We start from the raw sequence: 15,236 nt of genomic DNA on the forward strand, positions 1-15,236 counted from the left end.
ACGCGCACCAGCCGCAGCGCGGGGCCGGGGCCGACCAGCACCGCGCACACGCGCTCGCGGGCTTCCGCCTTGTGCTCGGCGGCGACGGCGTCTTCCAGGTCGTAGATCAGCGCGTCGGCGCCGGCCGTGGTGGCGCGGGCGAGCTTGCGTTCGTCGGCGCCCGGCACGAACAGCGCCGAGCGGATCAGCCAGCCAGGGGTTTGCGGCATCGGCAGATCCCAGGGCAGCGCAGCGGGCCGGCAGATTACCGCACGCTGCCCTGCCGCCAGCCCGCGTCTACAGTCGCAGATTGGCCAGGTCGATGCCCTGTTCCTGCTTGAGCGTCACCGGTGGGCAGTAGTTCGACAGGCGCTCGCCGTCGCGTACCAGCAGGCCCTTGGGCAGCACCTGCGGCCGGGTGAAAAAGCTGCGCGGGCCGTCGGCGGTGATCAGCAGCTGGTTCTCGAAGTGGAACGGGTGCACGGCGTGGCCGTAATAGAGCACGTCCATGCCCATCACCTGCCCGCCCTCGAGCATGTAGCTTTGCGGAATCTTGGTGAAGGCCGGGTACGGCACGTACCAGCCGACCGGCTGCAGGCCGACGCCGTGCGTGGCGGTGGTGGTTTTCTGCGGCGTCGGGATGCCGGCGCTGCCCATGATTTCCATCACCGTCTGGTAGACCAGGCCGCTGTCCTGGTTGGGCCGAAGGTGCGTTTCGATGGCCTCGTAGCAGTGCATCACGGCGTCGACGATCTTGCGGTACTCGGCCGGCGGGTCGCCGAGGTAGAGGGTGCGCGAGCCGTCGCAGGTGTAGCCCTTGTAGACGCTGTAGGTCTCGAAGATGTAGGCGCGGCCGGCCTCCAGCGCAAAGTCGCTGCGCGGGAGATAAAAGCTGTCCACGATGTGCTCGCCCTTGTAGTGGCTGCCCCACATCAGGCCCTTGTCGGTGGTCGGCACGGCGCCGCGCTCGGCCAGCGCCACGCGGTAGATGTGGGCCAGTTCCTCCCAGCGCACGCCGGGGCGGGCGGCGTCGATCACCTGCTCCAGCGCCCGCTGGTTGATGCTGGCGCCTTCCTGCATGAGCGCGATCTCGTCCGGCGTGGACACCTTCTGGATGTCGGTCAGAAGGTCGTGGCCGTCGATCACGGTCAGTTCCGGCAGGCGGCGCTGCACGTGGGAGGCCAGGCGCAGGTCGTCGAAGGCCACGCGTGCCTTGTCGAGGCCGAGCTCGGTCAGCGCGTTGGCGGTGACCTCGACGATGTCGTTGGCGATCTCGTCGATGTGGTGGTCGGCGATGAACGCCTGCACGTCCGTGCGCAGCGGGCTGTGCGCGGTGCCGGGGTCCGGCTGCGAGAGCACGTAGGTGTGGTAGCCGAACCAGTCGTAGCAGCGCACACGCGGCACCCAGGTGGGCTCCTGCAACAGGTACGGGATGTAGTGCGCGCCGATGCACAGCGTGCTGCGGTCTTCGGTGTCGCGCACCGGCACGATCACCGCCGTGCCCGGCTCCGGCAGCGCCCACTGTGTGTCGAAGGTGCGCACGCCGGACAGGTACAGCACGTTGCGGGCGTCCGCGCCGACCAGCGCGTCGCAGCCGGCGGCGCTGAGCTTTTCGACCGCGCGCGGGGTGTTGATGAAATGGCGTCCTTGCATGGCGGCTCCTCCTGTGTGCCGGGTTGGCGGAGGAACTTTACGCCCTCAGTGCGGGATGGGGGCGGCCGCCGGCCCCTGTGCGGCACAGGAGAGTCGGCTTCGATTACGCGTAAGGCGCGACCGTGTTGTCGTCGTGCGTGAGCAGCTGCATCAGCCTGGGATGGATGAAGAGTTTTTCGCGCCCCAGCGTCGTTTCCCGCAGCACGCCGATGTCTGCCAGCTGCTTGAGGTAGCGCGAGGCGGCCTGGCGGGCGGCGATGTCGCGCTCCACGAGGTTCTGGATACGGCAGTACGGCAGGTCGAAAATCAGGTCGACCAGCTCGCGGCTGTAGATTTTCGGTGCCGCCCGGCGCACGTGGTCGACGGTCAGTGCCGACAGGTCGCGGATGGCTGCGATCTTGGCCGTGGTCCAGCGGGCGGTGTCTTCAATGCCGCGCAGCATGTACAGCAGCCACGGCTCCCAGGCCTGCTCACGGGTCACGTCGAGCAGCAGGCGGTAGTAATCGGCCCTGTTTCGGACGATGTAGCGGCTGAGGTACAGGATCGGCAGCGTCAGCAGCTGCTCCTGGATCAGGAACAGGCTGTTCAGCACCCGGCCGGTGCGGCCGTTGCCGTCGGTGAACGGGTGGATGGCCTCGAACTGGTAATGGCCGACCGCCATGCGGATCAGCGGGTCGGTATCGCGCGCCTCGTGCAGGTAGCGTTCCCAGTTGGCGAGCTGGGTGCGCAGCAGGTCCTCGCCGACCGGCGGTGTGTAGATCACCTCGCCGGTGCGGGCATTCGCCAGCGCCGTGCCCGGCACCCGCCGCACCTGCATCTGCACGTCCTTGATGCGCGTGCACACCTGCTCGGCGGTCCGGGTGTTGAGGGGCGTGTGTTTGAGCGCACCGAACGCCTCCATCAGGGCGCTGCTGTAGCGCAGCGCCTCGCGCGTGGCGGGGTCGGCCTGTGCATCGGCGTGCTGGTACTGGAACAGGCGGTCGGTGGTGGTGACGATGTTCTCGATTTCGGAACTCGCCTGCGCCTCCAGCCGCGGCAGGGCGTTGATCAGCACGCCCTGGTTCGGGATCAGCTCCGCCGCCTGCTTCAGCTCCGCCAGCGCCGCCCGCGCGGCGATGCACTGCTTGAGCACGGGCCGCGTTTCCACCTCCACGCCCGGCGGCAGGGGTGGCAGGTCGTTGTGGGGTTGGTCCGGGCGCCAGGCGGTCATGGTGCAATTTTCGAGTTTTTGCGACACGTCGCGACTTTATGTCGCGGCCGACGACAGGTCAACAGGACGTGTCGCGAGTTTTCGAATTCTGCGACACGTAATGGGGTGTGTGTCGTTGGCGACGACACGTGCGCGACCGCGCAGTCCTGGTCCAGACGCACGCCCAACCGGGCTTACGAAGCTTGGTTGGGCTTTGGAACCCCAGGCAGGAAATTTAATAACAGCTATAAAAAAATATAATTGTTAATCAATGGCATGGAAAATTATTTGCCATGAAACATGGCCGCCGCGGTGCCGTTGCGGCAGGCTGCCAGGACCGTCCCGGCCGCTACCGCCTGCAGCGCGTTGCCGGCACCCGGCGACGTATCGCGGCGGATCAGGCGCCCGGGCCGGTCGCCGTTTTTTTGGTTCCGCGCCCGCCCGGGCGGGCGGGGGCGTCCGTGCCGGCACGACGGTACCTGTCCAGGCGCAGCTGCACCTGCCGGCGGGTGAGGCCCAGGGTGCGCGCTGCCGCCGCCAGGTTGCCGTCGGCGTCGGCCACTGCCTGTTCCAGCAGGGCATGCTCGATGGCGTCGAAGCGCGGGCCGTTGGCAGGGGCGGCCAGCAGTGCCGCTGCCTGCTCGCGCAGGCTGGCGCCGTCGTCGCTGAGACGACCGCTGGTGTCCAGCGCGAAGGCCGGCTGCCGGGGAGTGCCGCCGCGCAGGGCCAGCTGGGGCAGGTCGATGGCCTCGCCGTCGCCGGCCAGCAGCACGGCCCGTTCGATGAGGTTCTCCAGTTCGCGGATGTTGCCGGGGAAGTCGTAGGCGAACAGCGCCTCCACCGCGCGGGCGGTGAAGCCCGGCACGCTCTTGCCGTGCACGGCGCAGAAGCGGCGCAGCAGGTAGGCCATCAGCAGCGGGATGTCGTCGCGCCGTTCGCGCAGTGGCGGAATCGGCACCGGGAAGGTGGTGAGCCGGAAGTACAGGTCCTCGCGAAAGCGCCCGGCGTCCACCGCCTGGCGCAGGTCCTCGTTGCAGGCCGCCATGACGCGCACGTCGACGCGGCGGGTCTGGTTGTCACCCACACGCTCGATCTCGCGTTCCTGGAGAACCCGCAGCAGCTTGCCCTGGGCGGCCAGGCTGAGGCTGGTGACCTCGTCCAGGAACAGCGTGCCGCCGTCGGCGCGCTCGAACCGGCCGGCGCGTGACTTGCTGGCGCCGGTGTAGGCGCCCTTGACCACGCCGAACAGCTCGGTCTCGATCAGCGTTTCCGGCAGCGCCGCGCAGTTGACGGCGATGAACGGCCCGTCGTGGCGGCGGCTCATGCGGTGCCCGAGACGGGCGAACACTTCCTTGCCGACACCGGTCTCACCGACGAACAGCAGCGTGGCGCGGCTGTCGGCGGCCTTGCGCAGCAGGTGCATGGCGGCACCGAAGCCGGCGGAGATGCCGACCACGCCGTTGTCGTCCTCGGCGTCGAGATCGGCGAAGCGGTTCACCGACGCTTCCGGCTGGTAATAGCGGGTGTCCGGCGCCTGGGTGAGCCAGTCGTCGAGCGGCTTGCCGATCAGGCGGCAGGCCTCGTCGCCCATGCCGCGGCATTCCACCTCGCGCATCAGGATCGGCCGGCCGGCGAAGGCGCTGGCGAAGCCGCTGGCGTAGCCGCTTTGCATCCAGCACACCGGTTCCGGGCTGGTGCCGTAGGCGTCGAGGTGGGTGGTCGCTTCCAGCGAGTCATGCACCAGGAATTCACCGGCGAAGGCGCCGCTTTCCGGGTCGGCGTGCAGGTGCACCACCTCCGACCAGCCGAAGCCGGCCAGGGCGTGTACCTGCGGGCCGACGGCGAAGGCGTCGAAGTAGCTCACGTTCGGGCGCAGGCGCCGGGCGGTGTCGGCGTCGCGTCCACCCTCGGCGTAGCCGATGCGCGAGAGCAGTTCGCGCGCCACGGCCGGCCCCAGGCGGTCGATCAGCTCGCGCCGCAGCGCGCCGTAGACGCTGGCGGTCAGCAGCACCCCACGCTGGTCGCGCACCCAGATGCGGCCGGTGTCCGGCGTGAAGCGCACCTGCTCGGCCAGGTCACGGATGTCGGGCAGGTTGGGGGCGGGTTTCGCTTTGGGCATGTTCGACGCCAGGGTCACTGATGGTCGATGGATTATGGTTCAAAGTGACGTGTACGTCATTCCGCGCGAACGGATTTTGCGAAACGGAAAAAGAATAAAAGCCTTATTAAACGAGCGGTTGTGTTTCATTTAGGCGGCTTGGCATGGCGGGTGCAATGACACTTTCGCCAGTTGATGATCGAACTGCGGCCTTTGACGCGGCGGCTCGGTTTTTTCGCAGGAGGAGTCAGGGATGACCAACTACGCCGGTTTCGTGACAGGCGCAGGCAGCGCGCAACGCCGCCAGATCTATGCCGATCCCGCTGTCTACGAGCAGGAACTCGAGCGCATCTTCGGCCGCTGCTGGCTGTTCCTGGTGCATGAATCACAGATCCCCAAGCCGGGCGACTTCGTGCGCACCTTCATGGGTGAGGACGACGTGCTGGTGGTGCGCCAGCACGACGGTTCGATCAAGGCCTTCCTGAACACCTGCACCCACCGCGGCAACCGCCTGTGCCGGGCCGATCGTGGCAACGCCCGGGCGTTTGCCTGCAACTACCACGGCTGGGCCTTCGGCACCGACGGCGCGCTGGTGAACGTGCCGCTGGAGAAGGACGCCTACTTCAACGCGCTGGACAAGTCCCGCTTCGGGCTGGTCGGGGTCGAGCGGGTCGAGTCCTACAAGGGCCTGGTGTTCGGCTGCTTCGACCGGAACGCGCCGAGCCTGTCCGATTACCTGGGCGACATGAAGTGGTATCTGGACGTCTGGCTGGACGCCCTGCCCGGCGGCAGTGTGCTGCTGGGCGAGGCGCAGAAGGTGGAAATCCCCACCAACTGGAAGCTGCCGGTCGAGAACGTGTGCGGCGACGGCTACCACCTGGGCTGGGCCCACGCCGGCGCCATGAAGGCCGTGCAGAGCATGGACTTCTCGGGCTTCACGGTGGGCAACGCCAGCGTCGACCTGGAAGGCGGGCTGTCGATCGCCGGCCTGAACGGCCACTCGCTGCTGGCGACGCTGGACGGGGTGTCCGGCTACAGCTTCTATCCGGACAACGGCGACATCATGCACTGGCTGGAGAGCAACCGGCCGACGGTGATCGAGCGCCTCGGCCGCATGCGCGGCGAGCGTCTGTGGGGCTCGCAGCTGAACTTCACCATCTTCCCGAACCTGCAGTTCCTGCCGGGTCTGAACTGGTTTCGCGTGTACCACCCCAAGGGGCCGGGACGCATCGAGCAGTGGACCTGGGCCATGGCCGAGCAGGCCATGCCGGAGGCCATCAAGCAGCGCATCCTGGACAACCAGCTGCTGACCTTTGGCCCCGCCGGCCTGTTCGACAACGACGACGGCGACAACCTGGCCGCCTGCACCGAGCAGTCGCGTGGCTGGCGCACGCGCCAGATGGACGTGCACACCAACATGGCGCAGGGCCGCAGCGGCAGCCGCCCGGGCCTGCCCGGCGACATCGCCGTCGGCGTGGTCAGCGAGCACAACCAGCGTTACTTCTACCGCCGCTGGCAGGAGCACATGGCGGCCGCCGACTGGCGCGCGGTGCCGGAGTACAACCTGAACCCGCTTTCCGGCGACCAGGAGGTGGCTCATGTCGGCTGACGAAGGCCTCGACATGCTGCCCATCGCGCAGCACCTGGCATTGACGCAGGCGCTGTACCGCGAGGCGCGCCTGCTGGACCAGGAGCGCTACGCCGACTGGCTGGCCCTGCTGGCCGACGACGTGCGCTACCGCCTGCCGCTCGCGTCGCGGCGCTTTCGCGCCGACCGCAGCGCGGCGCTGGCCGAGGGGCCGGGCTACGTGTTCGACGACGACAAGGGCCGCCTGACGCTGCGCGTGCAGCGCCTGGAGTCGGGCCTGGTGTGGGCCGAGGACCCGCGCAACGCGGTGCGGCGCATCGTCAGCAACGTCGAGATCTACCGCGCCGATGGCGACGGCGAGGCGGTGGTGCACTCGGTGCTGGAAATCCACCGCAGCCGCATCGACGCCCAGCAGCGGCGCCTGACCGCCGCCCGCACCGACCGCTGGCGCGACACACAGGGCCACTGGCGGCTGGTGGCGCGGGACATCCGCTTCGATCACCCGGTGGTCATCGACAGCAACCTCAACGTGTTCTTCTAGGAGAAGGTGCCATGAAACCGTACGAGGCCACGCAGCCGCCGCAGGACTACTCCCGCTACATGGACCTGGAAGAGGGGTGGGTCGATCGGCGCATCTTCTGGGACCAGGCCATCTACGAGCGCGAGCTCGAAGCCATCTTCGCCCGCTGCTGGCAGTTCGTGGCGCACGAATCACAGCTGCCGAAAAACGGCGATTTCCTGACCACGTACCTGGGTGAGGACGGCGTGATCGTGTCCCGCCACACCGACGGCAAGGTGTACGTGTACCTCAACGCGTGTCCGCACCGCGGCAACAAACTCTGTTTCGCCGACGAGGGCAGCGCCCGTCGCTTCACCTGCAACTACCACGGCTGGGCCTTCAACACCGCCGGGGAGCTGACCGGCCTGCCGAGCGAGCAGGAAGCGTACGACGCCGGCGACATCGACAAGCGCCAGTGGGGCGCCCGCCAGGCCCGGGTGGAAAGCTACAAGGGCCTGATCTTCGCCACGTTCGATGCCACGGCGCCGTCGCTGGAGGAGTACCTGGGCGACTACCGCTGGTATCTGGATGCCTTTGTCGACAACGACGAGGGCGGCATCGAGTTCCTGCCGGGTCTCATCAAGTCCTACGCCAGCGCCAACTGGAAGTTCGGTGTCGAGAATTTCATCGGCGACGCCTACCACGCGTTCTGGAACCACGACTCCGGCGGCAAGGCCATGATGGGCGGGCCGTTTCCGCCGTATGACCCCAAGGACACCTTTCACGCCAGCGTCAACGGGCACGGCTGGGAATTCTCGCTCGATGGCTTCGGCGACATCGCCATTCTCGGCTCGCAGGAGGTGCTGGACTACTACGCCGAGCGCAAGGCGCACATGGCGGCGCGCGTGGGCGAGCTGCGTTCGCGCATCTTCGGCTCGCTCGCTTCGGCGGCGATCTTTCCCAACATGACCTTCCTGCCGGGCATCCACACCTTCCGCACCTGGCTGCCGCGCGGTCCGCGCAAGCTCGAACTGCGCATCTGGACGGTGGTGCCGAAGGACGCGCCGCAGTCGGTCAAGCAGGCCATCAACAAGGCCTGCAACTTGACCTTCAATCCGGCCGGCACGCTGGAGATGGACGACGGCGAGAACTGGGAGGGCAACACCCGCACCAACGCCGGCTGGATCAGCCGTCACGAGAAGCTGCACTACGGCTGCGGCCGCAGCCGTCGCGTCGAGCATCCGCAGCTGCCCGGCATCATCCACACCGGTCAGGTCAACGACGCCAACCAGCGCCTGTTCTACCAGCGCTGGGCCGACCTGATGAACGCGCGCACCTGGGCTGACGTGCCGCAGCGCTACACGCCGCGTTTCGCCGGTCGGCCGACGCGTTGAGGAGCACGCCATGAACGCAATCGCCAAGGACGTCCAGGCGGCCGCCCGACCGCCGTCCCTCGAACTGCTCAATGAAGTCCAGCAGTTCTACTACCGCGAGGCGCGCCTGAAGGACCGCCAGGACTACCGCGCCTGGATGGACCTGCTGACCGACGACATCCACTACTGGATGCCGGCGCGCGTGCAGCGCTTTCGCCGCGACGAGCGCGCGCCCTGCGTGTTCGAAAGCGCCTATTACAACGACGACAGGCACGACATCGACCGGCGCCTGAAGCGCCTGGAGACCGGCACCTGCTGGAGCGAGGATCCACGCACGCGCACCGCGCACCTGGTGCACAACGTCGAGGTCGAGCACACCGAAAACCCGGACGAGTACCGCGTGTATTCCATCTCGGTGGTGTACCGCAACATGAACGAGGACGAGGAACACACCCTCTATTGCCACCGCGAGGATCTGCTGCGGCGGGTCGACGGCCAGCTGCGCATCGCCCGGCGCCTGCTCACCGTCCAGCAGAACATCTTCCTGAGCAAGAGCCTCAACGTTTTTCCGTGACCGGCCGCCGTCCGCAGTCCAGGGACGGACTCGGGCGGCCGGTTGCGGGCCTCCGTCGGCAGTACGCCGTTTCGATTACAAGGATTGTTCCCATGATGGATTACCTGCGTTATTACCTGTGTTCGCTGATGGTGCTGGTCGGCATCGCCGGGTTCGTGGCCGGCGGCTGGTGGATGCTGGCCGGTCTTGGCACGTTCTTCGTGCTGGCCGCCGTGGCCCAGGTGTCGCCGCGTGACCACCGCCCGCGTCGTTTCCGCTACCCGCTTCTGGCCGACGTGCCGCTGTACCTGCACGGGGCGTTGATGGTGGCCCTGTACGGTGCCTTTGCCTGGCGCATGCACGCCGGCATCGGCGTCGAGGGCCTGGCCGCGCAGGCGGTCGTGCTGCTGGGCGCCGTCGGCTCGCTGGTGTGGCTGAATGCCGTCCCGAACGTGCCGATCGCGCACGAGCTGATGCACCGCAAGGACTGGTTCTCGCGCGGGCTGGCCAAGGTGATGTGCGCCTTCTTCGCCGACGCCCACCGCGACATCCCGCACCTGTACACGCACCACATCCATTTCGATACCGACGCCGACGCCGACTACGCGCCGCGGGGTACCACCGTGTATCCGTTCATGTGGCGCTGCACGCGCCGCAACGTGGACGAGCTGCTCGCCGCCGCCCGCAAGCGGCGCGACGTGACCGGTGCCGGGCTGTGGTCGCCGCGCAACTTCCTGTTCTGGGAGGTCGCCCTGCTGGTGGCGATTCCGCTGGCGGTGGGTCTGTATGGCGGTCTGCTGGCGGGCCTGCTGACCCTGGGGGCGCAGGTGATCGCCAAGTTCTTCCTGGAGGCGCTCAACTACCTGCAGCACTACGGCCTGGTGCGGGTGCCCGGTTCGGCGACCAGGCTGCACCACACCTGGAATCATCTGGGCTGGCTGGACCGCACCATCGGCTACGAGATCACCACCCACGTCGACCACCACATCGACCCGGACCTGCGCTTCGACCAGCTGGTGCCGCACCCGGACGCGCCGCAGATGCCGAATCTGTTCGTGTGCGCCGTCAGCGCCTTCATTCCGCCGCTGTGGTTCAAGTACGTGGCCATGCCACGCCTGAAGGACTGGGATCTGCGCTTCGCCGATGCGGCCGAGCGGGAGATCGCGCGCGAGGCCAACCGCAAGGCGGGCTGGCCGGATTGGCTGGGTGAGGCGGCGGCCGACGATGTGTCGGCCACGCCGCAGGCCGTCTGACGGACCGGTTGCAGGCAACCGGTGGCGCCGTCCGCGGACGGCGCCACCGACCCTTCGGCCTCAGGAGCCGATGATGCCGCCGTCCTTGCGGGTGATGACCACCGTCGCGTCGCGCGGGACGGTGGTGCCGTCCGGGGTGGCGTTGAGCAGCGGAAAGTTGGTGGCGCTGGGGTCGCCGTCGCCGGGGTGCTGGATGTTGACGAACAGCGTGCGGCGGTCTGGCGTGACCGTGAGGCCGGTGACCTCGCAGTCGGTGACGCCGGTGAACAGGCGCCGCAGCTCGCCGGTGTAGATGTTGGCCACCAGCAGCTGATCGTTCAGGCCCTTCTTCTGCCCGCCGTCGGTCTCGATGAACAGGCGGCCTTCCGGATCGGCCCAGATGCCGTCCGGATCGCTGAAGGTGTCCTCGCGGTCGGCGGCGTGGGTGTCCTCGGCAATCAGGAAGATGTCCCAGGCGAACGTGGTGCCCGCGAAGCCGGACGTTTCATTCCAGCGAATGATGTGGCCGTCCGGGTTCGGCGCCAGCGGGTTGGCGGCATCGGCCACCGTGCGCCGGCTGTTGTTGGTCAGCGTGCAGTACACCTTGTCGTCGGCACCGACGGTGATCCACTCCGGGCGGTCCATCTTGGTGGCGCCGACCAGGTCGGCCGCCAGGCGGGCGTTGACCAGCAACGCGCCGAGGTCGGCGAATTGCGCCGCCAGGGCCGGCACGTCCATGCTCAGTTCCAGCCACTGGCCGCTGCCGTCGTCGTTGAACCTGGCCACGTACAGGGTGCCGTGGTCGAGCGGGCTCTGGCCGCGGGCGCGCATCGTGCGCCAGTCCTCGGCCGACACGAACTTGTAGATGTACTCGAACCGTTCGTCGTCGCCGGTGTACACCACCACCCGGCCGTGGTCGTCCACGTGCACGGTGGCGCCCTCGTGCTTCAGGCGCCCGAGCGCGGTGCGCTTGACCGGCGTGTGGGTCGGGTCGAAGGGGTCGATCTCCACCACCCAGCCGAAGCGGTGTTCCTCGTTGCGGTAGTCGGCGTCGGCCAGGTCGAAGCGCCTGTCGAAGCGGTGCCAGCCGTAGCCGAAGCCACCGCTGCTGAAGCCGTATCGCGCCTGGGCGTCGGTGCGGACCCAGGACGCGTCCTCGGTGCCGAAGTAGCCGTGGAAGTTTTCCTCGCAGGTCAGGTAGGTGCCCCACGGCGTGTAGCCGTTCGAGCAGTTGTTGACGGTGCCCAGCGGCACGTTGCCGTTGCCGGTCTGCAGCAGCGCGTGGCCGGCCGCCGGGCCGCTGAAGGTGACCGGCGTGTTGACATGGACGCGACGCGCCAGCTTGCTGCTGACCGGCTGCCACTGGCCGCTGCCGGCACGCGGGAACCGGCGCAGCTCGACCACCGACACGCCGTGGGCATGCTGCGAGGCGCGCACGTCGTCCAGGCTCTGCGGCGCCGCCTTGCCCAGCACATGGCCGTTGCCGCCGAACTCGTGGTTCAGGCACAGCACGCCGTGGCTGTTGACCGGCCCGAAGGCCAGCGCGCGCCCGCGCCAGGGGTTGCGCTCGATGGCTTCATTCCAGCCGGCGCGTGCCGCGCCGGCGTCGCGCACCGGGAAGAACCACATGCCGTCGTGGCCGATGCCCAGCTGTTGTGCCTGATCGGCGGCGGTCGGCGGCCAGCTGTAGGACGGGCCGCCCGGCTCGAGCGGGTCGCCCCAGGGCAGGATGATGTCGAACTGGTATTCGGGCGCGATGGCCGGCACCGGCCCGCCGCCGTCGGCGATGGCGACCGGGGTGAAGTTGATCTGCGGCGACGGCAGGCCCGGGCGGGCATTGGCGGCAAACGGAATGCCGGTGCCTGCCAGTGCGGACGTGGCGGCGACGGCAAGCCCGCCCTTGAGCACCTGGCGGCGCTCGACGCGCGCCTGCAAAATGTCGGCAAACGCCTGGTTGGCGGAATTGTTGCTAATCATGTCGTCGGTGAAAGCGTTGTCATTCACGGTAGGGATCTCCCTGGCGGTCGGGTGGCGGAATCGGCCAAGGACGCTACCGGCCAGACATTTCATCCGGGTTAACGGCTGCCGGTGGCCGGTTCCAGCGCCCACGTCCTGACACCGTCACGGTGCCGCCGCGTCGCTGCGCGGGGTTGCACCCGTCCATTTCATTCGGTTTGCTCATGGTTTCGATGCTTCTGAAAGTGGCCGCCCTGCTCGGCGGCACGGTGCTGTTATTGCTTGGTGTCGGGTTGCTGAACACGCTGCTGGTGCTGCGTGGCGCGCTGGAAGGGTTCGATGACACCACGCTGGGCCTGTTCGGGTCGTGTTACTTCGCCGGTTTCCTGCTCGGCACCTATCTGTGCCCGCGGCTGGTGGCCGGTATCGGCCACGTGCGTGCCTTTGCGTTTTTCACCGCCGCCGTCGCGGCCTGCGCGCTCGGTCACCTGCTGCTGATCACGGCACCGTCGTGGATTGCGCTGCGGGTCGTGACCGGGGTGGCGCTGGTCGGCCTCTACATCACGATCGAGAGCTGGCTCAACGGCCAGGCCGAGCCGTCGCAGCGCGGCAAGGTGTTCGCGGTGTACATGGTGTGCAATCTGGGCGCGCTGGCGTTCGGCCAGCAGCTGCTGGCGCTCGGTTCGCCGGCCGGGTTCGTGCTGTTCGCGCTGGCGGCGATTTTCGTGTGCGTGTCGGCCATGCCGGTGATGGCAACACGTCTGGCGCCACCGGGCCTGCCGGCGTTCAGGGCCATGTCGCCGCGCACCTGCTGGCGGGCGGCGCCGGTGGCGGCTGCTGCGGCGCTGCTGTCCGGGCTGGCGATGGGCGGCTTCTGGGGCATGGCGGCGGTGTACGTGCGCCGGCTCGGCGCCGACCCGGCGCTGGTGGCCGACTTCATGACCACCGCCATCGTCGGCGGCATGGCCCTGCAATGGCCGATCGGCCACTTCTCGGATGGCAGCGACCGGCGGCGCACCCTGGCCTGGGTGGCGGTCGCTGCTGCGTTGGCGGCCATCGCCCTGTTGCTGGCCGGTGCCCACCCGGTGTTGCTGCTGGTGGCCGCGTTTCTGTTTGGCGGCGCCGCGTTTTCCGTGTATCCGATCGCCGTCGCGCATCTGATTGACCACCTCCACGCCGAGCAGATCCTCGCCGGCAACGCCGCGTTGCTGCTGGTGCACGGCGCCGGCGCGGCGTTGGGCCCGCTGCTGGTGGGCGCCGCCATGGCCGTGCTGGGGGCGGCGGCGCTGCCGCTGCATTTTCTGCTGACCAGCGTGCTGTTGGCGGCCTTCGCGTTGTGGCAGATTCGCCGCCGTGTCGATCGCATCGTGGATGCACCGGCGCACTTCGTGCCGCTGGTGCGCACCTCGACCGGCGCCCTGGAAATGGTGGCGGCAGATCAACCGACCGGCCCGGAGGCGGAACACGCCCCCGGCGCGCAGGCATCCTGAACGAAGCGACCCACTCCCCAACCTGGCAAATACCCGCATGACCGACGACACCAACGCCGTCTCGACCGGCGCCGACATCAAGCTGCGCCTGCGCAACCTCTCCGCGGACGACTATCCGGCGATCAAGAAGATCATGGACCGGGTCTACCCGGGCATGGGTGGCGCCTGGCCGCGCAAGAAGTACCTGGCCATGCTCAAGACCTTCCCCGAGGGGCAGATCTGCATCGAGGACAACGGTGTGCCGGTGGCGGCGGCGTTCTCGGTGATCGTCGACTACGACAAGTTCGGCGACGAGCACACCTACGACGAGATCACCGGCAACGCCTACCTGACCACGCACGACCCGAACGGCGACGTGCTGTACGGCGTGGACGTGTTCGTCGACCCGGACTACCGCAACCTGCGCCTGGGCCGGCGCCTGTACGAGGCGCGCAAGGAGCTGTGCAAGAACCTGAACCTGCGCGCCATCATCGCCGGCGGGCGCGTCCCCAACTACCGCGAATATGCCGAGCGCATGACGCCGCAGGAGTACATCGAGGCGGTGCGCCGGCGCGAGGTGTATGACCCGATCCTGAGCTTCCAGCTGGCCAACGACTTCGAGGTCAAGCGGGTGCTCAAGGGTTACCTGCCGGAAGACAAGGAGTCCCAGGGCTACGCCACGCTGCTGGAGTGGTTCAACATCTACTACGAGCCGAAGGCGTCGAAGCTGTTCGGCGCGCGCAAGACGGTGGCGCGCATCGGCTGCGTGCAGTGGCAGATGCGCGAGATGCGCAGCGTCGAGGAACTGGTCGAGCAGGTCGAGTATTTCGTCGACGCGCTGTCGGACTACCGCTGCGATATCGCCCTGTTCCCGGAGTTCTTCAACGCGCCGCTGATGGGCCTGGCCAAGCATCGCAACCCGGCCGAGGCGATCCGTTTCCTGGCGCAGTTCACCGACCGCATCCGCGACGACATCCAGCGCCTTGCGGTCAGTTACAACATCAACATCATTGCCGGCTCGATGCCGCTGGTCGAGGACGGCGAGCTGTACAACGTGGCCTACCTGTGCCGCCGCGACGGCTCCATCGACGCCCAGTACAAGCTGCACCCGACGCCGCACGAGAAGCGCGACTGGGCCATGGAAGGCGGCAACCGCCTGGCCTTGTTCGACACCGACTTCGGGCGTATCGGCGTGCTGATCTGCTACGACGTGGAGTTCCCGGAACTGGCGCGCCTGCTCGGCGAGCAGGAGATGCAGATCCTGTTCGTGCCGTTCTGGACCGACACCAAGAACGGCTACCTGCGGGTGCGGCGCTGCGCCCAGGCGCGGGCCATCGAGAACGAGTGCTACGTCGCCATCGCCGGCAGCATCGGCAACCTGCCCAAGGTGGACAGCGTGGATATCCAGTACGGGCAAACGGCAGTGTTCTCGCCGTCGGATTTCTCCTTCCCGCACGACGCCATCATGGCCGAGACCACGCCCAATACCGAAATGACGCTGATCGTCGACGTCGACCTGGACAAGCTGCAGCTGCTGCAGAACGAGGGTTCGGTGCGCAATTACCTGGACCGCCGCCGCGACCTGTACCGGGTGCAGTGGCTGGGGGAGGGCTAGGCAGGCGCCGCGTCGATCAGCGGTTGTCCGGG

The 15,236-nt window shown here is 68.0% G+C and carries 12 protein-coding genes; 7 read left to right on the plus strand and 5 right to left on the minus strand.

Annotated features, from left to right (window positions below; genetic code table 11):
- The 4 genes from ABYX71_RS00005 to ABYX71_RS00020 form a co-directional block, all read right to left on the minus strand.
- The coding region (locus ABYX71_RS00005; protein WP_372693634.1) for an aldolase/citrate lyase family protein at positions 1-209 on the minus strand (209 nt) is incomplete at its 3' end.
- 67 nt (positions 210-276) lie between these two features.
- Positions 277-1,632: a M24 family metallopeptidase gene (locus ABYX71_RS00010; protein WP_372693635.1), complete on the minus strand. Its 1,356-nt coding sequence runs from the start codon at positions 1,630-1,632 to the stop codon at positions 277-279.
- 103 nt (positions 1,633-1,735) lie between these two features.
- Positions 1,736-2,842 carry a protein adenylyltransferase Fic gene (gene fic / locus ABYX71_RS00015; protein ID WP_372693637.1) on the minus strand — a complete coding sequence of 369 codons (1,107 nt, stop codon included), beginning with the start codon at positions 2,840-2,842 and terminating at the stop codon, positions 1,736-1,738.
- Positions 2,843-3,218: 376 nt separating this feature from the next.
- A complete protein-coding gene (locus ABYX71_RS00020; RefSeq protein WP_372693639.1) occupies positions 3,219-4,940 on the minus strand; it encodes a sigma 54-interacting transcriptional regulator in 1,722 nt (573 codons plus the stop codon).
- Between the two features lie 232 nt (positions 4,941-5,172).
- Here ABYX71_RS00020 and ABYX71_RS00025 point away from each other — a divergent pair, with 232 nt between their 5' ends.
- The 5 genes from ABYX71_RS00025 to ABYX71_RS00045 all read left to right on the plus strand — a co-directional run bounded on the left by ABYX71_RS00025 (position 5,173) and on the right by ABYX71_RS00045 (position 10,185).
- A complete protein-coding gene (locus tag ABYX71_RS00025) occupies positions 5,173-6,528 on the plus strand; it encodes an aromatic ring-hydroxylating dioxygenase subunit alpha (protein WP_372693641.1) in 1,356 nt (451 codons plus the stop codon).
- A complete protein-coding gene (locus ABYX71_RS00030) occupies positions 6,518-7,048 on the plus strand; it encodes a 3-phenylpropionate/cinnamic acid dioxygenase subunit beta (RefSeq protein WP_372693643.1) in 531 nt (176 codons plus the stop codon). Before ABYX71_RS00025 ends, ABYX71_RS00030 begins: the two co-directional genes overlap by 11 nt.
- 11 nt (positions 7,049-7,059) lie before the next feature.
- A complete protein-coding gene (locus tag ABYX71_RS00035; RefSeq protein WP_372693645.1) occupies positions 7,060-8,400 on the plus strand; it encodes an aromatic ring-hydroxylating dioxygenase subunit alpha in 1,341 nt (446 codons plus the stop codon).
- A 10-nt stretch (positions 8,401-8,410) separates the two neighbouring features.
- A complete protein-coding gene (locus ABYX71_RS00040) occupies positions 8,411-8,953 on the plus strand; it encodes a 3-phenylpropionate/cinnamic acid dioxygenase subunit beta (protein WP_372693647.1) in 543 nt (180 codons plus the stop codon).
- A 92-nt stretch (positions 8,954-9,045) separates the two neighbouring features.
- Entirely contained in the window at positions 9,046-10,185 is a 1,140-nt protein-coding gene (locus ABYX71_RS00045) for a fatty acid desaturase (RefSeq protein WP_372693649.1), read from the plus strand.
- Between the two features lie 60 nt (positions 10,186-10,245).
- Here the strand turns inward: ABYX71_RS00045 and ABYX71_RS00050 are convergent, their stop codons facing one another.
- Positions 10,246-12,141 (minus strand): PhoX family phosphatase, encoded by a 1,896-nt coding sequence (locus ABYX71_RS00050; RefSeq protein ID WP_372693708.1) that lies wholly within the window; start codon positions 12,139-12,141, stop codon positions 10,246-10,248.
- 212 nt (positions 12,142-12,353) lie between these two features.
- Here ABYX71_RS00050 and ABYX71_RS00055 point away from each other — a divergent pair, with 212 nt between their 5' ends.
- Together ABYX71_RS00055 and ABYX71_RS00060 are read left to right on the plus strand one after the other, a co-directional pair.
- Positions 12,354-13,610 (plus strand): MFS transporter, encoded by a 1,257-nt coding sequence (locus tag ABYX71_RS00055; RefSeq protein ID WP_372693651.1) that lies wholly within the window; start codon positions 12,354-12,356, stop codon positions 13,608-13,610.
- Positions 13,611-13,647: 37 nt separating this feature from the next.
- Entirely contained in the window at positions 13,648-15,204 is a 1,557-nt protein-coding gene (locus tag ABYX71_RS00060) for a GNAT family N-acetyltransferase (protein WP_372693653.1), read from the plus strand.
- Positions 15,205-15,236 lie beyond the last annotated feature (32 nt).

The sequence above is a fragment of the Immundisolibacter sp. genome (assembly GCF_041625615.1).
Classification (GTDB): Bacteria; Pseudomonadota; Gammaproteobacteria; order Immundisolibacterales; family Immundisolibacteraceae; genus Immundisolibacter.